This is a genomic window from Neobacillus massiliamazoniensis (assembly GCF_001048695.1).
In the GTDB taxonomy this organism is placed as follows: Bacteria; Bacillota; Bacilli; order Bacillales; family Cytobacillaceae; genus Neobacillus; species Neobacillus massiliamazoniensis.
Map to the genome: position 1 here is coordinate 187,545 of NZ_CVRB01000004.1, position 24,104 is coordinate 211,648.

Here is a 24,104-nt window from a genome sequence, read left to right on the forward strand (position 1 = left end):
CCCTGTTAAATATGGATGTTGATCTCAGCTCCAATCAACATAGTAAAAAAATCAACAATGTTCTTTAACATATCCATTTTTTAAAAAAATTAATTTCATTTACTCGTCTGTTTTTCTCAATTCAGTCATTTGCTTCCAAACCGATCCTTTTGCCTCTTCGCCCCCTTCAATTCGTTCAACTGCCATTTTTATTTGCATGCTAACTTCAAATTCTGAGTCATCTTCTGCCGCTTTTAAAGCAGGGAGTGCTTTTTCATCGCCAACCTCGTATAAAAACATCGCTGCCCGCCAGCGCACCAATTTACTCTCATCCAATAAAGCCTCAACCATTTTGTCTTGTGCCTCTTTAAAGCCTAAATCTGATAAGCAATCTCCGGCCGTCCTGCGAACAGCTACGGTTTTGTCCTTTAATGCTTTGTACAAAAGTGGCAATACAGATGAATCTTTGATCATACCAAGGTAAACAGTTGCCAATCTACGGATTGATGGCTTTTCGTCAGTTAACGCTTTTTCGAGGACAGGTAAATCCTCCAGTTCAGGATCATCCATTTGTTCGAGAAGCATGTAACGAACATGCCAATCAGGATGATTTAAATTTTCTAAAGCTATTTTTTTTCGGGCTCGATTCGTCTTCGCTTCCTGAATGGTTTCTTTTAACTGTGCTTTCTCTACTAATTTTTCAAGTCTATCTATAGGGTAGGCTGCAATGATTTCATCCACCACATCCTGACCAATCTGATCAAACTCTCCATAACGGACTCCTTGATTTTGCCACTTCCGTAAAAGGATATAATTGTCTTCAGGGAGCTGTGCCCGCTCCCTTGCCTTCAAAAAGTATTCTGGCATACCAAATCTTTTTTCAACGGAATCATTAGACAGCTTTACTTGGAGAGGAATCTCCTTAAATACTTGCACTTCAACCTTTATTTCCCCAAAATGTTCATCAATAATTTTTGTGGAAGGTGCAGCCTCATCATTGCTTTCTCCAAAAGCTAGACGAACCTTTGGCAAAAGGCCCTTCCAATCAAACTTTGCATTTCTTTCAACAGCAAGAAAATCTGCAACATGATAAACACCTTTGATGCCCTCGATTTGAAGGATGGCCTGAATAACTGAAGGAGCATCTGTTGCGGTATCTTTTTTGTAATTATGACTTTTTCCCATTGGAAGCTCTTCATCTAAAAGAATTTTCATTGTATTCGGGCTTGGAGTTGGCTCAATCGCCTTAATTTTCAAGATATCATCACCCTTATTCTGATGTATTCATTGTAACTTTATCATATTGAATACAATTCATTCATTTTACATGCCTATAAAGCAAAGAAAAATATCATTCAATAAATAGCAATAGCTGTCCATCATCTGGCCCTTCGATACCAAAAACTAATGAATAAAGCGTGTATTTATCGAATTATTATTGCAGGAGAAATTATGCTTTTAAGGCTAACAAGGTGATTCTACATTCCTACTCAGCAAGTTCTGCTAAATACGACCAGCGTTCAATTAATTGTTCCAGCTTTGTATTTAATTCCATTTCCTGCTTCATCAATTCCTGCGCTTTCGTAAAGTCACTACCCGTTTTTTCCATTTCTAAAACAATTTCCTCAAGTCTTGCTTCTGTATTAGCAATTACCTCATCAATTTCTTCCCATTCTTTTTGCTCTAAATAGGACATTTTTTTCTTTTTTTCTTTTACCTGAGGTTTAGATGGTTGCTTAGAAACTAGTTGTGATTTTTCAGTTCCAATAGAAGTTTCCTTTTCGAGATATTCACTGTAGCATCCGTAAAAAGAATCAATTTTCCCTTTGCCTTGCAATACTAATAGCTGTTCAGCAGCTTTATCAAGAAAATATCGGTCATGCGATACTGTGATGACAACTCCAGGAAATTCCTCTAAATAATCCTCAAGAACTGTTAATGTCTGAGTATCTAGATCATTTGTCGGTTCATCAAGCAATAGGACATTTGGTGCGGACATTAAAAGCTTTAACAGGTATAATCGTCTTTTTTCTCCCCCTGACAGCTTGCGGATGAGTGTCCCATGGGTAAATGGAGGGAATAGGAAGCGCTCAAGCATTTGGGCAGCGGAAATGGTCTTTCCATCAGAGGTCTCCACGATTTGAGCAGTCTCTTTTATATATTCAATCATCCGCTTATTTTCATCCATATCTTCACTTTCTTGGGTATAATAAGCGATTTTTACTGTCTGACCAATAAGATATTCACCTTCATCGAGAGGAATTTTTCCAGTAAGTATATTTAATAGCGTGGATTTTCCAGTTCCATTTCTGCCGATGATGCCAATCCTGTCGCCCGGTTTTACCAGTAAATCAAAGTGATCTAGGATTGTTTTTTCTCCATATCGTTTCGATCCATCCTTTATTTCAAACACTTGCTTTCCAAGCCTGCTTCCATTTAATGAGATATCCAGTTTTTCAACACTTGGTTTTCCACTTGAAAGCTTTTCATCCAGTTCTTCAAATCTCCCGATCCGTGCTTTTTGCTTTGTCGATCTTGCTTGAGCACCCCGTCTAATCCACTCAAGCTCTCTTCTGTATAAGTTTTTTCTTTTTTCAAAGGTCGCTGCTTCATTCTCTTCACGAATTGCCTTTGCTTCTAAAAAGGCAGCATAATTACCTTTGTAGCTGTATATGTTTCCACCGTCTAATTCAAACATTCTGTTCGTTACTCTATCTAAGAAATAGCGGTCATGGGTTACGAGTAAGATAGAGCCCTTATACCTGCTCAAGTAATCTTCGAGCCATTTTACTGAATCAAAATCTAGATGGTTCGTCGGTTCATCAAGAATAAGTAGATCTGGTTCTGCAATGAGAACCTGTGCCAATGCGACCCGTTTTTTTTGACCGCCAGATAGCTCTCCTATTTTCTTTGAGAAATCATCAATTCCTAATTTCATTAAAATTGTCTTAGCATTTGTACTTGCATTCCATGCGTCAAGGGCATCCATTTGTTTATGTAATTGAAAAAGCGATTCCTGAAGAGATGAGTCTGTCGGGAATGAATTCAGTTTGATTAACAGACTTTCGTATTCTCTCATCAGCTTCAATATCGGTGCATCGCCATGAAAAACTTGTTCAAGCACAGTTCGACTCTTCTCTAGTTCTGGTTGCTGTTCCAAAAAGGAAATCGAATAATCTTTACTTGAGCTTATTTTTCCATCATCTGGTGTATCTTTTCCTGACACTATTTTTAATAACGATGATTTCCCAGTACCATTCACACCAATGAGGCCTACACGTTCTTTTTCTCCGATGGTAAAGGAAATATTCTTAAATAATTGTTTTTCTCCATACGTTTTCGAAACGTTTTCAACTGTTAACATTTTCATACTTTACCATTCCATTCTTGAAAAAAATGTGTCAAAAAGGATTCCATCATGTTTTGACGTATTTCAGCCATTTCTTTAGCCCTAGTTGTATTTAGTAATTCTTTTAGTTTCAGCAATTTTTCATAAAAATGATGAATAGTGGTCGATTTACCACTTCGATATTCTTCCAAACTCATTTCTTCTCGGACACTGAATTTAGGGTCGTATATAGGTTGTCCTTTTTTCCCGCCGTATGCGAACGCTCTGGCAATACCGATGGCACCGATTGCATCCAACCGGTCGGCGTCTTGAACGATTTTAGCCTCAATTGAAACAAGCTCTGTTTTTCTGCCGCCTTTATAGGAAATGGATTTAATGATTTGGTTAATATGATCTTTATCTTCATCAGTTAATGGGATAGTTTTTAAAAAGCTTGCTAGTTTTAAGTCTCCCATTTCCGCACTTGTATTTAGCTTTTCATCAGGTATATCGTGGAGAAGTGCAGCCATTTCAATAATGAAAGGGTCCCCACTCTTCTCATACTGCCAGATATGCAAAGCATTTTTTCTAACTCTGTCAATATGAAACCAATCATGTCCGGTAGCATCTTCCCCTAATTCGTTACGAACATAATTTTCTGTTTGTTCGATGATTAGTTCTTTCATTTTTGCACCTGCCTTTATCCTTGATATTTTATCAAGAAAATTAAGAATAGCGCAAGGCAGCTGGTGCTGGACAATTCTCACAGTGTAAAGATATAAATTCTGTTTTATAAAAAGGCTGTGTTAAACTTGCCTGTTGATTTGTGCTCAAGAAGCGAGCATCCGCGGGCGTTCCGGGGAGCCTCCTCGGCGCTTAAGCGCCTGTGGGGTCTCCCCTGCCCCGTACTCCCGCAGGACATTGAATTACATCCTTGAATCCGCCCACGCACGAAGGAAATGCGATAGCATTTTCGAGGAGTCTCGCGCCTTCCGCTCCAATCAACATAGTTTCAAAAATCAACTATGACCTTTAACACAGCCTATAAAAAAGAAGGATGCCCCAAACAAAGTGCTAGACCTCTCAACCTTTAATATATAGCTGAACTTTGCCTAATAAGCAGCTATTTTAAATGTTAAGCGAGAGGTCAGACCCTTTTGGAACACCCTTTATAAGCGTCTTAATGTCGTGATCATAAATTCTAACATATCGACTAGATCATCGATTTGCTCTTCTCTTATGACGCGATCAAATTCGACTGTTATGAAATCTACTTGTTTTTCATTTGGCGCTAATGGATTGTATTGAACAATTTGAGAAATTTTTCTCTTTGGTCCCCAAATATCCTGAAGCGTTTTTTCAATTGCTTTAAAATCCTCGTTAACTTCTGTATCATGAATCAAAAATTGAAGGATAATCTCGCAGCCTGCAAGATTTTTTGGCATAAAGTCTGACAGAAGCTCGGCAGCTAAATTACCAAGCTGTGATTCCATTATTATTTTGGCGGAAATTTTCCTTCTATTACCTTCTGCCAACTCAAATGTTAATTCAAAACACCGGGACATTTTGGCCATATTAATTAAATCATTTCGGTCAGTAATAACGATTTCGCCACTTATGTCCAAATCATAAAGGGCCCCTTGCATTACTACCTTCATATTTTCAAAGGCAGTTGGATCAAACATAATTCCACTTCACCTCAAATCTTTAGAACAGCCCCAAAGCATTTCCATTTTCATCAACATCCATTTTCAAGGCTGCAGGTTTTTTTGGAAGCCCCGGCATTGTCATAACATCTCCAGTTAAGGCAACAATAAAGCCGGCGCCGATAGATGGCTTAAACTCTCTTACAGTAATGGTAAAGTCCATTGGCCTGCCTAGTTTTGCTGGATCATCGGATAATGAGTATTGTGTTTTGGCCATACATACCGGTAAATTAGACCAACCAAATTGTTCAAATTCAAGTAATTGTTTTTTTGCTTTTGACGAAAATTCTACATTCTTACCGCCATATACTTGTTGAACAATCGTTATTACCTTCTTTTCAATCGAATCAGATAACTCATATAAAGGATGAAACTGGTTTTGTTCCTTTTCAATCACGGTTAACAGCTTTTCAGCAAGCTCGATTCCACCCTCTCCGCCTTTTTCCCAAACCTCTGTTAAAGCTACTGGAACATCCTCAAGTTTACACCAATCTAGCAAGGTTTTAACCTCAAGGTCCGTGTCTGTGATGAATTTATTTATTGCAACGACGACTGGTATTCCAAAACTTTTAATGGTCTCAATATGTTTTTGTAGGTTAGCAAATCCCAATGTCAACGCTGCGATATTTTCCTTTACTAATTCTGATTTTTGTACCCCACCATGCATCTTTAACGCACGAATTGTAGCGACAACAACAACTGCTTCCGGCTTTATTCCAGCACTTCTTGATTTAATATGTAAAAATTTCTCGGCTCCTAAATCCGCTCCAAAGCCACCTTCCGTGATTACATAATCAGCGAGCTTGGAAGCGGCAATCGTTGCTATGACACTGTTACATCCATGTGCAATATTAGCAAAGGGGCCTCCGTGAATAAGCGCTGGCGTATGTTCGATAGTCTGGACTAGATTGGGTTTCACTGCATCCTTCAATAAAAGGGTCAGCGCCCCTTCAACACCGAGGTCTCCGACTGTAACAGGTTCCTTTTTATCATTATAGGCAACTACCATTCGTGATAAGCGCAATTTTAAATCCTTTATGTCCTTAGCCAAACATAAAACTGCCATTATTTCTGAGGCCACTGTGATATCAAAACCATCTTCCCTTGGAACGCCTTGGAGAGGACCGCCAAGTCCAATAATCACCTTTCGTAATGCCCGGTCGTTTAAATCAACAGCGCGTTTCCAAACAATCCTGCGCTGGTCAATTCGCAGTTCATTCCCTTGCTGGAGGTGATTATCAATTAAGGCTGCAAGGGCGTTATTTGCTGTGGTTATTGCATGCAGGTCACCGGTAAAATGTAAATTGATATCTTCCATCGGTAGCACCTGTGCATATCCACCCCCAGTTGCACCGCCTTTTATCCCCATCGTCGGTCCGAGTGAAGGCTCACGCATGGCAATCATTGCTTTTTTTCCTAATTGGGTAAAGGCATCGCCAAGTCCTACAGTAACGGTTGATTTCCCTTCACCCGCAGGAGTTGGGTTAATAGAGGTAACAAGAATAATTTTCCCGCTTTCTTTTGTTTTTATTTTTGCAAGGGCTTCATTGGAAAGTTTCGCCTTGTATTTCCCATATAACTCAAGATCATTTTCTTCTAAACCAATCTTCCTAGCAATCTCAACAATTGGTTTCATAGTTGATTCTTGTGCAATTTCAATGTCTGACTTTACTTTTGTAATTGCTTCCAAAACAGATCCCTCTCTTTTCTTTATATTGAATGACAACTCTAATTTTATTGTAACAAATTAACTGTTTTTTTCCTTCATTAATTTTGAACAATTTATTATCTTTTCTGAATTAACAATAATGTATATAATAATATTGAATTTTTCAAAAATACTTTTCACTTATTGACATCATCGCTTTAAGCTTTATAATTCAGAATAATGAGATTAATTGTAACGAGAAAGGGGATGGTCACTTGCCTATTAACATTCCAAAGCTCTTACCCGCACGAGAAATTTTAGAGCAGGAAAATATTTTTATAATGGATGATGAACGTGCAACTGGTCAGGATATCAGGCCGTTAAATATCTTAATCTTGAATTTAATGCCTGAAAAAGAGAAAGCAGAAACACAACTGTTAAGATTATTGGGAAATACCCCATTACAAGTAAATGTTACTTTTCTTAAAACCCATACCTATGAATCCACTCATACAAGCAAGCAGCATCTAGAGCAATTTTACAAAACCTTTTCCGAAATGAAACATCAGCGATTTGACGGAATGATAATAACAGGGGCACCTGTTGAGCTGTTAGATTTTGAACAAGTGAAATATTGGCAGGAATTAACCAATATTATGGAATGGACAAAAACAAATGTTACCTCAACATTGCATATATGCTGGGGAGCTCAGGCAGCACTCTACTATCATTATGAGATTGGAAAGTTTGAATTGGATCGAAAATGCTCTGGAATTTATCCACATCGAATTTTCGAACAAAATGATATTCTATTACGAGGATTCGATGATCATTTTTATGCTCCCCATTCTCGCTATACTGATGTATCTATTGAAGCAATAAAGGGGCATCCGGAATTAAAATTGCTTGCAGCTTCAATGGAGGCAGGTGCATTATTAATTGCTTCTCGTGACCGAAAGCATGTTATGATCACGGGTCATTTAGAGTATGAATCTGATACTCTCGCACAGGAATATGCCAGAGACATTAATAAAGGGTTAGAAATTCATATTCCAGAAAACTATTTTCCAAATAATGATCCCAGTCTTCCACCCATAAACAGTTGGAGAGCCCATGGCCATTTATTCTTCTCTAATTGGCTTAATTATTATGTCTATCAAGAAACACCCTTTATATGGGAATAACAAGAAAGCATCGGCAACCAGCCGATCAGGCTGTCGAAAAACCCTCGGCAGCCTCTTATTTTATTCAATCACTTTAACAAATCACCGCGTTATTTCGTTGTAATATTATTAGTATATATCGGCTTTCAACATGTCTGTTGATAGGCGCTCCAGGCACTTCGCTTTCCGCGGGCGTGCCGGGGAGCCTCCTCGTCGCTTCGCTCCTGCGTGGTCTCCCCTGCCCCGTATTCCCGCAGGAGTCTTCGTGCCTTCCGCGCCAATCAACAGAGTGTTTCAATAAGACCTTCAACTCAACTAATAAATATTAAAAAGACGTGGTGAAATCAACGTTTAATCCAAAAGAGTCTAGCCAAAGTGAATATGAATTTGTGTCTATTGATGAATTAGTTCCTAACGAACATCTCTTCCGTTTGATCGATAAATATATTGATTTTTCTTTCCTTCTTGAAAAAGTTCGCCCTTTTTTTTGCGATGACAACAGTCGCCCTACTAATCCCCTTATTCTTTTTAAAATGATGTTTATTGGTTATCTTTACGGCATACGTTCTGAGATTTCAACTAGAAAGGGAAATAAAAATGAACAATACCTACCGCTAGTTCTTAGGTTTGAAATTCCATGATCCGGTTCCCCATCACTCTACAATTAATCGTCAACATCGTTTTAAGACACTGATATCTTTCAGGAAATTTTTGATGAAATATTTCTTCAGGCAATCAATCACATTATGGTCGGTGGTCGTGATTTATTTACGGATTCAACTAATTTAAAAGCAATTGCAAATAAACACAAGTTTACAAAACAAGAAGTGGAAGTGGTTGCAATACTTTAGGTTGATTTACCTCCCTGTTGATTGGAGCGGAGGGCACTCGACTCCTGCGGGATAGAGAGGTCACTGGAGACCCCACAGGCGCCAAAGCGCCGAGGAGGCTCCAGGACCTCCCCGCGGAAAGCGAGTGTCCCGGAGCGGAAATCAACAGGCCCATTTGCATGAACAATCAATAAATTTAGTATATAGATTCTGACAAAATAAAAAATTGCCGAGAAAAATACCCTTTCTCGACAATCTGATCTGCAACCAGTCCGATGCTTTTTTATTCCCGATTTGGTTATTTTTCTAAAATAAAGAAAGAATAAAGATTAAAAGGAGGTTTTATATGGAAAAAATAGTGGCTGTTCACCGTAATTATTTTGGAGATATTATTAGCTTTGTTACATCCAATGGAAGAGTTATTTCCTATCAAAAGGCATTGCTTGAAGCAGAAAATGGTTTGCTTCAAGGTGTTCAGACAAAGGCGGGAGACGTTGGTAATCTAGTCTTATATCCTGAGCTGGAGCAATCTTTTGACCATTATCCAGAGTTATTTTAAAAGCACCTAGCATTGAAACTAGGTGCTCCTTTTAAAAACAGAATTTATATTATTTGACAATTCAAGAATTGTTTAGGACATTAGGCGATGTTCTAATCTTCACTTTCATTTTGTTTTTGAATTTCTTTTAAAGCATCTATTCTTGTATGGTCTTCTTCAAAAAACTGAACAAGATCGCCAATTCTGTCGATTGAGTCCCAGCTTAAATGATGCTCAATGCCCTCAACATCGTGATAAATATTTTCATCTTTTACCCCGATTATATTTAATAGTTGTTCAAGAAGTTCATGCCTATATACAAGACGTTTCCCAATTTTTTTCCCTTTTGCTGTCAGTACGAATCCTCGATACTTTTCATAAACCAGATATTCATCTTTATCGAGCTTTTGAACCATTTTTGTTACTGAGGAGGGATGAACAGATAACGCTTCAGCAATATCAGAAACTCGAGCGTATCCTTTTTCTTCAATTAAAATATAAATTTGTTCTATATAATCTTCCATACTAGGTGTTGGCATCCCATACCCTCCAATAAAATTCATCATTAAAAGTTTACTATAGATAAAATTAAGTGACAAGGCTCTTTATCACATTCAATTCATCACAAGAACATCAATTTAAAGATGTAGTTTCAAATAAAAACCGAACTATTTTTTCATTTTCATCGATAATCAACCGGGCATTAAAGACCTTATCATTTTTTGTAAACCCTTCAATCAATTCGGTCTTTCCTTCATTTAGCAGTAACTTGATATTTTTTTGCGTGATATTTTTTCCTAATATTTTTTTTGAAATCGTAAAATTACAATGGTTTTTTTGATAATTCGTGCAGCCATAAAAATTCCCCTTGTCAACAATTGAACCGTCACATTTCTTACAAGGTCCTAGTTTAGTAAATGCTTTTTTCTTTGGACTTTGCTTTGCGGGGGTGAACTCTTGTCTTTCTTTCTCGGAAAAGTCCCAGCTTGAGGCATGATCTTTCCCAATCGCAATTAAATGGTGAACCATTTTTTCCGTTTGTTCCATAAAATTCTTTGGAGAAGCGGCACCATCCGATATTTCCTTTAGCTTCTGCTCCCATTTCGCCGTCATTTCTGGGGAGGCAAGAATTTCGTCACCAATCGCCTTTATCAATATTTTTGCTTTTGAGGTCGCATAAACTAAATTCTTGCTTACTTCAATATATTTCCGATCCTTGAGCATGGTAATAATTCCGGCCCTTGTTGCCTCTGTTCCAAGCCCCTCTGTTTTGGAAAGAATTTTTTCTAATTCTTTATCTTCAATATGTTTCCCTGCCGTTTTCATGACTGTAATGAGTTGTCCTTCTGTGTACCGCTTAGGGGGCTGGGTTTGGCTTTCTTTTACATCCACTTTTAAAGTCTGTCCTTTTTCATCTTTTGTAAGCAGAGGAAGTGCGGTTTCATCGTCATTGTCTTTTTGATGGATCACTTTCCTCCATCCATCTTCAATTTGAACTTTTCCCTTGGAAATAAAGGTTGCTCGCCCATCAACCAGAGTTGTGACAGTTGTATATTCAACAATTGCTTTTTGATAGTGCGCAGCAATTAAGCTTTTCACAATCAAATCATAGATTTTCTGTTCCTCGGCCCCCATTTTATCAAAATTCGGTATTTGTTCAGTCGGAATAATGGCATAGTGGTCCGTTACCTTTTTTTCATTCACATAGCGCTTGTTATGTGAGATCGAAGGAATTGGCAGAGGGAAAAATGATGCATAACTATTAAGTTTACTCATTTTATTAAGAATCTCAGGAAATGTATTGGCTTCTTCAATTGTCACATAACGAGAATCTGAACGTGGGTATGAGACATGTCCTTTTTGATAAAGTTTTTGCGTTACATCAAGCGTTTTTTGGGGAGAGAATTTAAAGAGTCTATTTGCATCTGCTTGAAGTGCCGACAGATTGTAAAGCAACGGAGGAAAAAATTCTTTTCTCTCAGATAGAACGTCGGAAACCTCCGCCGGCTTACCTTTGCAAAATTCGGCCACTTTTTCTGCTAAATCTTTCGTTGACACTCGCGATTCGCCATTATTCTGCCATTTTCCAGAATATTTTTTGCTGTTTATTGAGAAAGATGCCACCACTTCCCAAAACGGCTCAGCCTTAAAATTCTCAATCTCTAATTCCCTTTTCACAATAAGGGCAAGTGTAGGGGTTTGCACACGTCCTACGGAAAAGACATCCGCAAAGCCTTGCTCCTTCAATAGCAAGCTATAAAGACGTGAAGCGTTCATACCAACGACCCAGTCAGCGCATGCTCTCGTATATGCTTCAAAAAACAGGCTCCTGGTCTCACTTTCTTCTAACAGTTTTTTAAATCCTTCTCTAATGGCATTAGGAGTTAGTGAAGAAATCCAAAGCCTTTTCATTGGTTTTTTACAATGAATTAAACGGAGGATATTCCGAATAATTAATTCTCCTTCCCGACCAGCATCGCCAGCATGAATGATTTCAGATACCTCAGAATGAGAAGCTAATTTTTTAATGACTGCAAACTGTTTTAGTTTATCTTTTGTTACTTCATATTCGAAATGTGCCGGTATCATAGGAAGAGTATCAAATGACCACTTTTTCCAACTTGGCTGATACTTTTCAGGAGGGACAAGTTGACATAAATGTCCAATAGCCCATGTCACATACGCTCCCTTATTAAAAACATCATTAGGAAAAATTTCAATGAAACCATTTTGTTTTTTATGTTTAAAGATGGAGGCCAATGTAGACCCTTGGTCCGGTTTTTCGGCAATGATTAATTTCATATAAAAAAACACCCTTTTTAAAAAAACGTCCAGATTACATTTTACTCGCTATCTTCATTAAATGAAAAGTAGAATGATAAAAGTATTTAAATTGAGCATTTATTGGGATAGAAATAATAGTTACACCTTCATTTTAGCAAACATTCCTTATCTAATTTTCAGAATTTTTGTCAGATTTAGTACAAAGCTTATTGAATAATATTATTCTAAGGCTGTGTTAAAGGTTATTGTTGATTTTGTAACTATGTTGATTGGAGCGGAAGGTGCGAGATCCTCGAAAATGCTATCGCATTTCCTTCGTGCGGTGTAGATTCGAAGAAGCTGATTCAATGTCCTGCGGGAGTACGGAGCAGGGGAGACCCTTCAGGCGCTTAAGCGCCGAGGAGGCTCCCCGGACCGCCCGCGGAAAGCGAAGCGCCTGGAGCGGAAATCAACAGGCAAATTTATCACAGCCTATTCTAAAGAAAAAGGGAAAAGATTTGAAATAGAAGTTTCAGATAGTTTAAACTAAAAATCTTCACCATTCCTTGACTGTCCAATTCGGTTATTGTATATTTAATACATCATGTATGAAATCGAATTCAAAAAAAAAATCTGATTGATTCATGATAATATTTACCATTGGCATCTAATATAGGGGTGTCTTAAAGGCTTAGGAGGAAGTAGTAAATGCAAAACGGTAAAGTTAAATGGTTTAATAATGAAAAGGGTTTCGGTTTTATCGAAGTTGAAGGCGGCGACGATGTATTCGTACATTTCAGCGCAATTACAGGTGATGGCTTTAAATCACTAGAAGAAGGTCAAGAAGTTTCTTTTGAAATCGTTGAAGGAAACCGTGGACCTCAAGCTGCAAACGTTGCAAAACTTTAATCTTATAAATCAAAGGCTGACGATTTGACGTCAGCCTTTTTACTTTAGTTAAGCTTTTTCCCATATTCCTGAAGTTTTTCTCCGATAGTACATTGTGTGATGCAAAAGCGGTGTGCTACTCTTCTACCACCTTCTTTTTTTAAATGCTTATGTAAAAAGCATTCCTCACAGTACATATTCATCAACACTTCCACATGATCCAATAATTCCCTTCTAATCATGTTTTTCACAAAAAGATTGCACCCCTCTTTTCATAGGATTAATGTTTTAGCGAAAATTTCTTTTCCCTCTAATGCCTGGGTCGCCAATTTATCCGCTTCTTTATTATCTTTTCTTGGAATGACCGTAAATTTGGGCTTAATCCCAAGGGCCTTTATTTTTTCTTCAATTCTATCAAGCCACCGATTTAACACATCTTCATAGCATGGCCATTCCCCTTCGAGCTGCTTTAAAATCCCTTGTGAGTCTCCTTTAAATTCACACGGAATATGTTGGACGCCTAAGTCCTCAATTATATTTAGCGCATAATATAATGCGGCATATTCCGCTTCATTATTTGATTCGAGTTCATCAAAAGATTCGTTGGCTCGAATTCGGTATTTCTTCTTTCCTTGCTTAAAAAAAACAACGGCTCCAAGTCCTGCTTTATTTGTTTCCTTTTGAAATCCCCCATCAAAATAAACGATCATTTCATGAGGATCTTCTTCTATTTCGACTACTAACTTTTTCAATTCCTTCAGAATCCAGGAAGTGCCAATTTCATCATAAAAAAATAATTCGGTTATGTTCCCCTGTTTTTCTAGTTCTTCACCCATTTGGAGTGCCACTTCCCCAGATACCCATTCGGTTGAAACCTGAACCTTTTCGCTTCCTTTTATTTTGTACTTCCATTCCAATTTATATTTCATTATTTTCAGCCTTTCATGTTTATTCTCTTCTATATTTAGTGCCAACTTGAATATTGAAAAGTATATTTTTTTATTCCTTATTTTTATCATACCCACTTATTCATTCGTGTTAAAATAAAAAATTTTCTGCATGACAATTTTAAAATATGCTAAACTTTCAATACATCCTTATTTTGTTAGAAAGCTGGGGGCTTACAACGTGAAAAAACCAATCCTTGCAGATTTTAGTTTACTGATTGTTACGGTCATTTGGGGACTGTCATTTGTTTTAGTCCAAAATGCCATAGATTTTCTCGCACCAATATCCTTTAATGGAATCCGTTTTTCAATTGCTGCTGTTTTACTATTTCTATGCCTTATCATTTTTGACAAGAAGCAACTTAAGCAAATAAATAGGAAATTAGTTTTAGCAGGTATGTTCCTCGGAATTTGGCTATTTCTCGGTTATATAACTCAGACCATTGGACTAATCTATACAACTACTTCTAAAGCAGGGTTTATTACTGGGCTCAACGTTGTTCTAGTTCCAGTATTTTCTCTATTTATTCTTAAGCAGTATCCAAACAGAAATGCTGTAATTGGAATTATAATTGCAACCATTGGCTTATTTTTGCTTACAATGACAGATGTAACCTCACTAAATAAAGGTGACGGATGGGTATTTCTTTGCGCTATATTTTTTGCACTGCAAATTATTTTTACAGGTAAATATAGCAGCAAATACCCGACATTACTATTAACTGTTATTCAAATTGGTACTGTAGCAGTCTTGTCAGTCATTTTTTCTTTCCTGTTTGAGGATTGGGAAAAGTCGTTTAATCCAAAAATTTTGTTTTCTAATGATGTTTTATTCGCCTTGTTTATTACTAGTATTTTTGCAACAGCAATTGCCTTTTTTGTTCAAACTAATTTTCAAAAATATACATCAGCGACAAGAGTTGCTTTAATTTTCGCAATGGAGCCGGTGTTTGCAGCAATTGCAGGGTATTTTTGGGCACATGAACGCCTTTCCTCAAATGCACTATTTGGTTGTTGCCTCATCTTCTTGGGAATGGTGTTTGCAGAACTTCCGATAACTAATCTTTCATTTCTAAGAAAAAGGAAAAGCATTAAAGACATAAAAACTCCCTAAATAAAATTAACTATAATTAGAAGAGGATACTATGTCCAATGAGAGGGCGTATATCCTCTTTTTTCTTTCATTGTGTTCAGGAGTGACCTAGACCCCTGTTATTAATAAAATACCATAATTCAACTGGAATACTTTACAAATAATTAAATAAGAGATATTATACATACATATAAATGTATGTAAGGAGGATAGCATCTTGCCAAGAAATAAATATCCAGAAATTACGGAAAAACGAATTTTGGATACAGCAACAAAGTTGTTTTTAGAAAAGGGATGGGAAGAAACAACCATTCAGAATATTGTAGATGAATTAGGCGATTTAACAAGAGGTGCATTTTACCATCATTTTAAATCTAAAGAGGATATTATTGACGCTGTTCTCAATCAGCTGGCAGTAGACAACGACCCGTTCAAAAAAGCTAAAAATATCTCTGGATTAAACGGACTGGAAAAGTTGAGAATGGCATTTTTACTATCATTTGAAAATATTGGGCAGTTAGAAGCTGTCAAAACGATCCCAACGATTCTAAACAACCCAAAATTAATCGCCAAACAATTACAGGACTGTATCCATTTAGGAGCTCCTGATATTCTAGCCTTTATCGAAGAAGGTGTTTTAGATGGTTCTATTTCTGTTCAATATCCTAAGCAGACATCTGAAACATTTATGCTGCTGACCAATATTTGGTTAAGCCCTATTATCTATTCAGTGGATACGGAAGAATATTTACTAAAAGCAAAACATTTACAAGAATTATTTAATGGTATCGGGCTTCCAGTGATCGATGACCAGATACTTGCTACCCTTGAAAAATTTATAAAAATATTTTAGATTTCTGAGTGGACTGCCATTGGGCGGTTTGCTTTTACACATTTACATACATATATATGTATGTAAACATTTTAGGAGGAATTCGACATGGAAAATGAAACTTCTGTAAAAATATCTGGATTAGTCAAAACCTTCAATCAAAAAGAAGTCATAAAGAATTGTAACATGACCGTTTCAAAAGGAAGCGTTTACGGCCTGTTGGGTGTAAATGGAGCTGGAAAAACTACCATTTTTAAAATGCTAATGGGATTACTTCAGCCCACTGCCGGACACATAGAGATTTTCGGCAAGGATATTCAAGTTGATAAAAATAGTATTTTAAGGAATGTAGGAAGCATGATAGAAACTCCCATTTTTTATGAACATTTATCCGCTATTGAAAATTTAGAAATTCATCTTTCCTATATGGGTATTCAAAATACAGATATTCAAAAAACATTAGGAATAGTTGGGTTACATGATATTGGCAATCAACCTGTTTCTGAATTTTCTTTGGGTATGCGTCAGCGTTTAGGGATTGCAAGAGCAATCATCCATCAGCCAAAACTTTTGATTTTGGATGAGCCGATTAACGGGCTAGATCCAGTGGGAATCCGTGAAATGAGGAAGCTTTTTCAAGACCTTGTAAAAATACATGATATGACTGTACTTGTTTCCAGCCACATTTTAAGTGAAATCGAACATATCGCAGATGTCATCGGAATTATAGCAGATGGAAGCATTGTTGAAGAAATAGAGTTATCCACTATCGAAAAGGATTTTGCAGAAGGTTTAGAAGAATATTTTTTTAATATTGTGAATGGAGGAATGAAACAAAATGCTTAACTTATTGAAACTTGAATTGAAAAAGACCAATATTCGTACATACATCATTTCAGCCTTTATTATAGGAATCTGTATGTTGGGATTTATTTATCTTTTCGCCTATGCTCCACATATTGAGCCAAAAGACCAAGATTTAAAAATGTTTGCAGGATATGAAAATATCATACCACTATTTAGCACAATCTGTATGTTTGCTTTCAGCTTATTATCATCTGCTATGTTTTCAAAAATAGTAATTGAAGAATATGCTGGGAAACGGACCTTACTACTATTCTCATACCCTATCAGCAGAAAAAAGGTTTTTCTGGCAAAGATCGCTGTGGTTTCACTGTTTGTAGCAGCTGCAATGATCATCTCTAGCATCAGTATATTTATTATTTTTGGTATTAGTGAATCCATTTCCCCATTGGTAGATGGAAACATCACTTTTGGAATAATAAGTAGGGCTGCCAAAACCACATTTTATATGTCTATTTCTGCTATAGCTGTTGGTATTATTGCTATGGCAATCGGCTTTATAAAAAAGTCTATTCCAACTACTATTATATCCTCAGTCTTACTTTGCTCTCTTCTAAGTAACATCGTGGTAGGTACTATTTCTTCGGATAGTCCCATCATTATTTTTACAATCATTCTTGTTTTTATAAGTGTTATCGTCATCAACATAATGACAAGAAAGATTAACTACATGGAGGTATAGCAAGTATGGAACAAAAAATAGAAAATGCAATAGATTATACTCTTGAAAACCTCGCCCCGCTATTTTACCGATCTAGTATAATAATAGGCATTCTTTTAGCTTTATTAGGACTTTTATTATATTTCCGTAAATCATCCAAAAAGAAATTAAAAACTGTCAGCTTGATTACTATAGGAATAGGCATATTCGCAATACTAAGCGGTATTATGCAAATGAAATACTAATTTGAAAATCGGCTCTTTTTGAAAAGGCTGTGTTAAATCTTATCGTTGATTTTGCCACAGTTGATTGGCGTGGAAGGTGCTTCGCTTTCCGCGGGCGTGCCGGGGAGCCTCCTCAGCGCTTTAGCGCCTGCGGGGTCTCCCGCAGGACATTGAATTACATCCTTGAATCCGCCCACGCACGAAGGAAATGCGATAGCATTTTCGAGGAGTCGAGCACCTTCCGCTCCAATCAACAGGCCAACTAGCATTGACAATGAGTTAATAAAAATCGGTATTTTAGTTCGCGACAAAATAAAAAATTGCCGAGAAAAATACCATTTCTCGACAATCTGGGTATTTGCATATCTCTAATTTGTAAATACCTTTATTTTTTTAGTGTTTTTAAAAATTAGGTCTTGATAAGCGTAGACCAGGGCGTTTTCTTTTATTTAAATTGCTATAAGCTCATTTTCTTTGATGAACTTTAGTGCTTGTTGTCTAGTTATGATTTCATTTGACATAAATGTTTCAAGCAATGACATATAAAAACTGCCATCAAAGTTTTTTTGTGCTTTTAATGTTAGTTCAATGGCAGTATTAATTAATTCATTAGAGGCATTTGTATAATGCTTTCCAAAGTAGATAAAACCAATGGCATCCTCTTCAAATTGAAACCCTTTTCCTTTCAAGTAATGCAAGTATTCCTCAACTGTCCATACCAATATGAATTCCCTCCAAACAATCAAGAACATCATTTAAAATCTTAACGTAAAATGTGACCAGTTTCTATACTTTTTGTAAATATATTCATTTTCCCCCTCCGCTCTAGTATGAAAAAATTTTGATTTTTACTCATCGAAATGGAAATACTAACTGGACTGGAGGTGAAGATGTTGAGCAAAGATGCACCTAAAAACCGCGGCGTTAAAGCTCCTAGTGCCACTCCTCAAGGATATGGGCAGGATGCGGAATTTGCTGCAGAGCCAAAGAGTAAACTTGAAAATGCCGCTAAAAAGAAAAATACAAAATAAGAAAATGTCACGACCTATATATAAAAAACGGGCTATCCCTTGGGGACAGCCCTTATGTTTTACGTTTTGAATTAGGAATCGGTTTACGAAACAAACGCTTCATCAAGAGGAAGCAGACTCTGGCTGCCTCGCAGCTCTATATCCATTAATTTTGCAAGTGCTTTATCTCTTTCAATCCTTAGGCCAGCCTGTTCTAGCTCACAGCGGACTGGAACATCGCATTTAATTTCTGCTAGCTTACGTGATAAATGAAGCATTTCTAAATCCTGCTCAATTTTTGATTTATTTGATTTGGAAAGCCGATCAATATTTGCAATAATTCCCTCTACATGCTCAAATTCCTTTAATAGCTTCAGAGCAGTCTTTTCACCAATTCCCTTCACACCAGGGTAATTATCACTTGGATCCCCCATCAAAGCTTTTAGGTCGATCATTTGTCGTGGCATAATTCCTTTTTCTTCAAAGAATGTTTTTGGTGTGTGCACATGGTAATTGCCGAATCCTTTTTTCAGCAAAATAACAGATACCCTTTCATCAAGAAGCTGAAGGATATCTTGATCACCGGTCAAAATGTACACATTCACATAATCCTTCATTTGATTGGCAATGGTACCAATGCAATCATCTGCTTCGAAACCTGCCAAACCGATATTTGGAATATCGAATGAAGCGACAACCTCTTTGACTAAATCGAATTGCGGAATTAATTCAGTTGGAGCCTCACCACGATTTCCTTTATAATCGGCAAACATTTCTGTTCGAAATGTTTTACTTCCCATATCCCAACATACAGCTAAATGGGATGGCTTAAACGATTGTATTGCGGTAAATAGATGCTTTACAAAACCGTAAATTCCATTCGTTGGTATCCCTTTTGAATTTATCATAAATTGCCCTGTAACCGCCGTTGCGTAATAAGCGCGGAATAACAGAGCCATCCCGTCAACAAGCATTAACGAAGGCTTTTGGTTATCCATGTTAGACCTCCTTTTTCCGTGTTTCCTAAAACAACACGTTTGGTTATTATAACATAAATCGGGCCCTAAATTTACTCTATTTCGTTATCCTCATAGGAAATCCAGTCGCTAAAGCTGCCGACATATAGCTTAACTTTTTCAAATCCAGCCTCTTTTAGTGATAAGAAATTAGGCACAGCCGTAACCCCAGAACCACAATAAACAATCAGCTGCTTCTCCCGGTCAATATCAGCAAATCTTTCCATCTGTTCCTCAGCTGATTTAATATGGCCGTCCCTTAAACCTTCCATCCAAGGCTTATTAACAGCCCCAGGGATATGTCCAGCTTTTTTATCTATCGGCTCTTCAATTCCTAAATATCGTTTCTGTTCACGAGAATCAATTAAAATAACATGATCTTGCTGTTGCATTACAACTTCTTTCACTTCTTCCATTGTAGCCAACAAGTCCGAATCGATGCTTGCATTAAATTTTGTTTTTTCAAAGAAAGGAATTTTGGTTGTAGTCGGATAACTCGCGTTCACCCATTCCTTAATACCTCCATTAAGGACATACGCTTTTTCATGACCGAAATAACGTAGGAGCCACCAAAATCGTGCGGCATATGGTCCATCACCGTTATCGTAAGCAATAACTAATGTATTTTCATCAATACCTGCTTTTTCAAGCTTTTCGATAAATTGATCAACATCCGGCATTGGGTGCCGTCCACCATGAACACCTACAGTCCCTGAGCAATCTTTTTCAAGATCAAAATAAACTGCCCCAGGGATATGACCTTCACGATACTCTAATCCACCTTTTTCAGGATTCGCTAACGAAAACCGGCAATCCACAATTCTTACCTGTTGATCATCCAAACGCTTCAAGAGCCATTCCTTTTTAACAACATATTTCAAGCAAAACCCCTCCTATTTGCCTTACTTTTATTGATTTTGGCCTAATTTCTTTTGAATTTCTTTTAATTCCTCTACTGAGACTCCTCCATCTAATGCTGATAAATAACTAAAATAGAAATTATCCATTTCTTCGTTCATATGATGCAATAGACGGCTAAATTCACTTGTTAAGACTTGTGTGTAATGATGATTTAAGCGAGCTGACTCTTCTTGTAAATATTGGTCTGCATACCCGTCTAAAATATTCTGAAGTTCTTCACTCATTAATCGCTTTTCATTTTTCTCGAAAAAGGATTTTGGGTTTTTAAAATAAGAAATAGCTTTTACAAAAATCTGTTTCTCCATATTGCTAAAGGCAGACTGAAAATCGATATCCTTTTCGTGTTTAATATCAAATTCAGAAAACGAAAGATCTGGATTAATTTCTTGTAAATTTCTTGTGAGCATAGATTGATATTCCAATAATACTTTTTCTAAAAACCTGTCCAAACGGACGGTGGTTGCTCTCATCTCTTGGGCAAAATCAAAACCAAGTCCTTCTAAAAATTCATCCAGAGCTGTTTGTAAGGCTTTTTTCAAGTTGCGACCATCATCTCGAAGAACAGAAGGGTTGAAAGACTCTTTAAAGAAATCACTAAAGCGAAGAAATACTCTGCGTTTAATGTAATAAACCAATTCATTTGATTCATGTAGTAGCCGAGTTAATATATTATCAACTATTTGCTTTTCAACTAGCTCACGAATCACAACTTTTTGTATTTCGATATCCTTACGTTTTTGTTCCTTTATCGACTGATCCTCTTGCGAACTTTGAATAAGCCTTCCTAGCATTTCTTGGACACGCATTAATTCGCTTCCAGCAGAGGTAATAGCCATTTCAGTTAAATCGCTAGAAATAAAATGATAAAATGCCTGTTCAAATTCCGGCATTCCAGAATCGAAGGCAACATTTGATTCCGTTTTTTCTTTCATCGCCAGTAAACTTGATAAAGAATAAAGGTGAGGTTTATTGATCCCGTATTTTCCAAGCTGCTCTTTAACATATTCCGATACAGCTTCTTGTTCCTCATCATTTTCAGCAAGGTCAATCGCATTGATGATAAAGAACATTTTATCCATTTGGAAGGACTCTTTCACCCTGCCCAACTGGATCAAGAATTCCCTGTCTGCTTTGGAAAAAGCATGGTTATAGTAGGTAACAAAAAGAATTGCATCCGAATTCTTGATATATTCAAATGCTACCCCAGTATGCCTAGCATTAATGGAATCTGCTCCGGGAGTATCAACAAGGGTAATTCCCTTCCTTGTTAATTCACAGTCATAGTAAAGCTCAATCCATTCAACATAACAAGATTTTTCTTCCTTAGCGACAAACTCAGCAAATTCATTAAGGTTCGTTTCAATCGTTGTACCAAGCATTCCTATATGCGATTCATAGCCATTTTTAAATGCCATTAAAAAGGAAAAATGGGTTTTCTCTAAAACATCCTTTTGACCTTTTTGCATCACTTGGTCAATTTTACTCGAAGCATCTGTAAAATCTTGTGCCATTAAATCAAAGACCTTTAAAGATCGGTTCAAATCAGCCAGCATTGCGTCTTTTTCTTTAAATTTAACGAGAACAGTTCCGTGCGAATATTGTTCAGTAATTGGCTTAATTTTATTTATTGCTGCAGTTGTAGGGTTAGGTGATACCGGCAGTACCTTCTCGCCCATTAATGCATTTGCAAAAGAAGATTTACCCGCACTAAAAGCCCCAAATAATGCAACCGTAAAACCCTTATTCGCTAATCTTTCCGCTTTTTCATCAAGTTCCTTGGCAAGTTTCGCAAAACCGGGCACACTTATAATAGAATCTGATGCTAATTTAAGTCGGTCAACCATCTTATTTTGCTGGCCATTGTTTTGTTGAATTTCCAAGTTTTGATTTTTTAAAGTGGTGGATGTTTTTCTCGTTACAGGTTCAGGTTTATCCACAATTATTTCAAAATTCCCCTTTATAACCTCAAACTCTTCCTCCACATGATTAAAAAGCTGGTAATCATCTCTTTCCAACGGTATTTGCTGCAAAAGTCCTTCTATCTCTTGTTCCCTTCTTACCTGTTGATCTTCAAATGCTTTTAGCTCTGCAAATGCGTCGACGTATTTCCCAACTCTCGTTAATTCCTGTTTCTCTCGTTCTTCTAATTTAGATGCCTTTTCTTTCAAGGTATCAAAAAGAAAACTCTTAAAGTCCTCTACATTGTTTCTCGCCAATTTCTTCAATCCATTGGCTAATTCATCGGTGTAATGCAGAACATATTCACCGGAAAGGCGGGCACCTGATTTTACGGCATTGATTAATAACTCAACTGGAACATCTAATGTCATTGATTGTGCTTTTGCCAATAGTTCCCCTTGATCAAGCTGATGTTGTTTGATGAAAGAAATTAAATATTCTCGTATATGCCACTCAAGCTGTGACTTTGTTTTGTCAGAAATGTCTTGATAAAGCTTTTCAAGCCTTGTAGCTCTCTCTTCCTCAGTCTTTTGCTTGGAAAAAAGGAAGCCAACCTTGAATTCTCGCTGTTGGGATTCTAGAAAAGACTCTGCTAAGGATCTTGTTTGAAATGGCATTAAATAGGCATTATTAATGATTTGAACTGTTTTATCTGTAAATTCTTTTTCTGAATCCTCTAAGCTTTTCGAAATGGTTTGAAGAGACATTTCAATATGATGATAAGAATCTTTAATTGCCGTTCTTTCTGTCTCAGATAGGTCATGCAAAATTTCTATTTTAGGCTGCAACAGATCTTCATTGACCTTACGAACGTATTCAATATGGTCTTGAGCAATTTTTTTCAAAGAGTGGAAGATAGATGGTAATAATGCTTGTTCTTTTTGATTTAATTTGTCAGCTATAAACTGCTTCAGTTCATCAAATTCGTTAAAGGTATGTTCAGGATGCTTTAACGACGTATAAAAAATACGTGAAGGCTTTACCCCCCATGCTGCAAACGAATCAACAACGCTTTTTTGAAAATCTTGAAAACTCAATTCTTCACTATTGTGCTTATCAATTTGGTTAATAACTAAATAGATTTCTTTTCCGGCTTCCACCAACTCTTTTGTAAATAAAAAATTCAACTCAGCCTGGACATGATTATAGTCCATTACATAAAAGATGAGATCAGCAAGATGCATGGCTGATTCCGTAGCCACCCTATGGGCATCATCTGCAGAATCGATGCCAGGAGTGTCCATTATTACTGTATTGATCGGTAATTGAGAATCAGCATAGCTAATTTCGATTTCATTTATTTGATCACCATCTTTGCAGTAGTTTTTAACTAATTGGTAATCATATGGTGCCAAATAAAGCCGAGGTTTTGCGTGTTTAAAAAATACCTTTGCGTACTCTTCCCCTGTTTTTATTTTTACAAGATTGGCACTTGTTGGGATCGGACTTGACGGCAGCAAATTCTCGCCAATTACTTGATTAATCATTGTTGATTTCCCGGCCGAAAAATGACCACAAAATGCAATCATAAATTCTTGATTTTCAAGTTTTTTTGCTAACTGTTTTACCTTTTCAGCATTGGATAGGTCATTTTGCTGAATGAAGTATTCATATATTGCTATCATTTTACTTTTTAATGTTTGAACCGTTTCCTGTGAATAAGTTGTTTGAACCATCTTTTTACCCCTTAACTAACATAATAATGTTATTATTTTATACGATAATTCAAACTTT

The 24,104-nt window shown here is 36.8% G+C and carries 22 protein-coding genes and 1 pseudogene; 10 read left to right on the forward strand and 13 right to left on the reverse strand.

Annotated features, from left to right (window positions below; all coding sequences use genetic code 11):
* Window positions 1–99: 99 nt before the first annotated feature.
* The 5 genes from BN1082_RS18730 to BN1082_RS18750 all read right to left on the reverse strand — a co-directional run bounded on the left by BN1082_RS18730 (window position 100) and on the right by BN1082_RS18750 (window position 6,703).
* Complete coding sequence (locus tag BN1082_RS18730) at window positions 100–1,236, reverse strand: conserved virulence factor C family protein (protein WP_090636945.1); 1,137 nt, start codon at window positions 1,234–1,236, stop codon at window positions 100–102.
* Window positions 1,237–1,465: 229 nt separating this feature from the next.
* On the reverse strand, window positions 1,466–3,349 hold the full coding sequence (locus tag BN1082_RS18735; RefSeq protein ID WP_090636947.1) for an ABC-F family ATP-binding cassette domain-containing protein: 1,884 nt from the start codon (window positions 3,347–3,349) through the stop codon (window positions 1,466–1,468).
* Window positions 3,346–3,993, reverse strand: coding sequence for an HD domain-containing protein (locus BN1082_RS18740; protein WP_090636949.1), 648 nt, complete (start codon window positions 3,991–3,993; stop codon window positions 3,346–3,348). The genes BN1082_RS18735 and BN1082_RS18740 overlap by 4 nt, the downstream gene beginning before the upstream one ends.
* Before the next feature lie 483 nt (window positions 3,994–4,476).
* Entirely contained in the window at window positions 4,477–4,992 is a 516-nt protein-coding gene (locus BN1082_RS18745) for a hypothetical protein (protein ID WP_090636953.1), read from the reverse strand.
* Window positions 4,993–5,014: 22 nt separating this feature from the next.
* Window positions 5,015–6,703: a formate--tetrahydrofolate ligase gene (locus tag BN1082_RS18750; RefSeq protein ID WP_090636955.1), complete on the reverse strand. Its 1,689-nt coding sequence runs from the start codon at window positions 6,701–6,703 to the stop codon at window positions 5,015–5,017.
* Between the two features lie 233 nt (window positions 6,704–6,936).
* Between BN1082_RS18750 and metA the strand changes: the two genes are divergently transcribed.
* The 3 genes and pseudogenes from metA (at window position 6,937) to BN1082_RS18770 (ending at window position 9,213) form a co-directional block, all read left to right on the forward strand.
* Entirely contained in the window at window positions 6,937–7,845 is a 909-nt protein-coding gene (gene metA / locus BN1082_RS18755; protein WP_090636957.1) for a homoserine O-acetyltransferase MetA, read from the forward strand.
* 317 nt (window positions 7,846–8,162) lie between these two features.
* Window positions 8,163–8,660: pseudogene (locus BN1082_RS28285) on the forward strand (transposase); the annotation flags it as partial.
* Window positions 8,661–9,000: 340 nt separating this feature from the next.
* On the forward strand, window positions 9,001–9,213 hold the full coding sequence (locus tag BN1082_RS18770; RefSeq protein WP_090636964.1) for a DUF3892 domain-containing protein: 213 nt from the start codon (window positions 9,001–9,003) through the stop codon (window positions 9,211–9,213).
* 92 nt (window positions 9,214–9,305) lie between these two features.
* On the opposite strand, the gene mntR is transcribed toward BN1082_RS18770, so the two are convergent.
* Together mntR and BN1082_RS18780 are read right to left on the reverse strand one after the other, a co-directional pair.
* Window positions 9,306–9,731 (reverse strand): transcriptional regulator MntR, encoded by a 426-nt coding sequence (gene mntR, locus BN1082_RS18775; protein WP_090636966.1) that lies wholly within the window; start codon window positions 9,729–9,731, stop codon window positions 9,306–9,308.
* Window positions 9,732–9,825: 94 nt separating this feature from the next.
* Window positions 9,826–11,994: a DNA topoisomerase III gene (locus BN1082_RS18780; protein ID WP_090636968.1), complete on the reverse strand. Its 2,169-nt coding sequence runs from the start codon at window positions 11,992–11,994 to the stop codon at window positions 9,826–9,828.
* A 669-nt stretch (window positions 11,995–12,663) separates the two neighbouring features.
* On the opposite strand from BN1082_RS18780, the gene cspD reads away from it, so the two are divergent.
* The gene (cspD, locus tag BN1082_RS18785) at window positions 12,664–12,864 is read left to right on the forward strand and encodes a cold-shock protein CspD (protein ID WP_090636971.1); all 201 of its coding nucleotides are present in this window, start codon (window positions 12,664–12,666) and stop codon (window positions 12,862–12,864) included.
* A 44-nt stretch (window positions 12,865–12,908) separates the two neighbouring features.
* Here cspD and BN1082_RS18790 read toward each other — a convergent pair whose 3' ends face one another.
* Window positions 12,909–13,085 (reverse strand): zinc-finger domain-containing protein, encoded by a 177-nt coding sequence (locus BN1082_RS18790; protein WP_090638416.1) that lies wholly within the window; start codon window positions 13,083–13,085, stop codon window positions 12,909–12,911.
* 30 nt (window positions 13,086–13,115) lie between these two features.
* Window positions 13,116–13,772, reverse strand: coding sequence for a reverse transcriptase-like protein (locus BN1082_RS18795; protein WP_090636973.1), 657 nt, complete (start codon window positions 13,770–13,772; stop codon window positions 13,116–13,118).
* A 199-nt stretch (window positions 13,773–13,971) separates the two neighbouring features.
* On the opposite strand from BN1082_RS18795, the gene BN1082_RS18800 reads away from it, so the two are divergent.
* From BN1082_RS18800 to BN1082_RS18820, 5 genes are all read left to right on the forward strand, one after another.
* The gene (locus BN1082_RS18800) at window positions 13,972–14,904 is read left to right on the forward strand and encodes a DMT family transporter (protein WP_090636975.1); all 933 of its coding nucleotides are present in this window, start codon (window positions 13,972–13,974) and stop codon (window positions 14,902–14,904) included.
* 196 nt (window positions 14,905–15,100) lie between these two features.
* Window positions 15,101–15,736 (forward strand): TetR/AcrR family transcriptional regulator, encoded by a 636-nt coding sequence (locus BN1082_RS18805; protein ID WP_090636977.1) that lies wholly within the window; start codon window positions 15,101–15,103, stop codon window positions 15,734–15,736.
* 87 nt (window positions 15,737–15,823) lie between these two features.
* Window positions 15,824–16,561, forward strand: coding sequence for an ABC transporter ATP-binding protein (locus BN1082_RS18810; RefSeq protein ID WP_090636979.1), 738 nt, complete (start codon window positions 15,824–15,826; stop codon window positions 16,559–16,561).
* Window positions 16,554–17,261, forward strand: coding sequence for an ABC transporter permease (locus BN1082_RS18815; protein WP_090636981.1), 708 nt, complete (start codon window positions 16,554–16,556; stop codon window positions 17,259–17,261). Before BN1082_RS18810 ends, BN1082_RS18815 begins: the two co-directional genes overlap by 8 nt.
* Before the next feature lie 5 nt (window positions 17,262–17,266).
* The gene (locus BN1082_RS18820) at window positions 17,267–17,485 is read left to right on the forward strand and encodes a hypothetical protein (protein ID WP_090636983.1); all 219 of its coding nucleotides are present in this window, start codon (window positions 17,267–17,269) and stop codon (window positions 17,483–17,485) included.
* Between the two features lie 428 nt (window positions 17,486–17,913).
* Here BN1082_RS18820 and BN1082_RS18825 read toward each other — a convergent pair whose 3' ends face one another.
* A complete protein-coding gene (locus BN1082_RS18825) occupies window positions 17,914–18,216 on the reverse strand; it encodes a DUF6123 family protein (protein ID WP_090636985.1) in 303 nt (100 codons plus the stop codon).
* A gap of 138 nt (window positions 18,217–18,354) precedes the next feature.
* Here BN1082_RS18825 and sspL point away from each other — a divergent pair, with 138 nt between their 5' ends.
* Window positions 18,355–18,495 carry a small, acid-soluble spore protein L gene (sspL, locus tag BN1082_RS18830; RefSeq protein ID WP_425412206.1) on the forward strand — a complete coding sequence of 47 codons (141 nt, stop codon included), beginning with the start codon at window positions 18,355–18,357 and terminating at the stop codon, window positions 18,493–18,495.
* Between the two features lie 83 nt (window positions 18,496–18,578).
* Here the strand turns inward: sspL and BN1082_RS18835 are convergent, their stop codons facing one another.
* The 3 genes from BN1082_RS18835 to BN1082_RS18845 form a co-directional block, all read right to left on the reverse strand.
* Entirely contained in the window at window positions 18,579–19,472 is an 894-nt protein-coding gene (locus BN1082_RS18835; protein ID WP_090636987.1) for a 5'-3' exonuclease, read from the reverse strand.
* 71 nt (window positions 19,473–19,543) lie between these two features.
* The gene (locus BN1082_RS18840) at window positions 19,544–20,371 is read right to left on the reverse strand and encodes a sulfurtransferase (RefSeq protein WP_090636989.1); all 828 of its coding nucleotides are present in this window, start codon (window positions 20,369–20,371) and stop codon (window positions 19,544–19,546) included.
* 27 nt (window positions 20,372–20,398) lie between these two features.
* The gene (locus tag BN1082_RS18845; RefSeq protein ID WP_090636991.1) at window positions 20,399–24,046 is read right to left on the reverse strand and encodes a dynamin family protein; all 3,648 of its coding nucleotides are present in this window, start codon (window positions 24,044–24,046) and stop codon (window positions 20,399–20,401) included.
* Window positions 24,047–24,104: the final 58 nt, after the last annotated feature.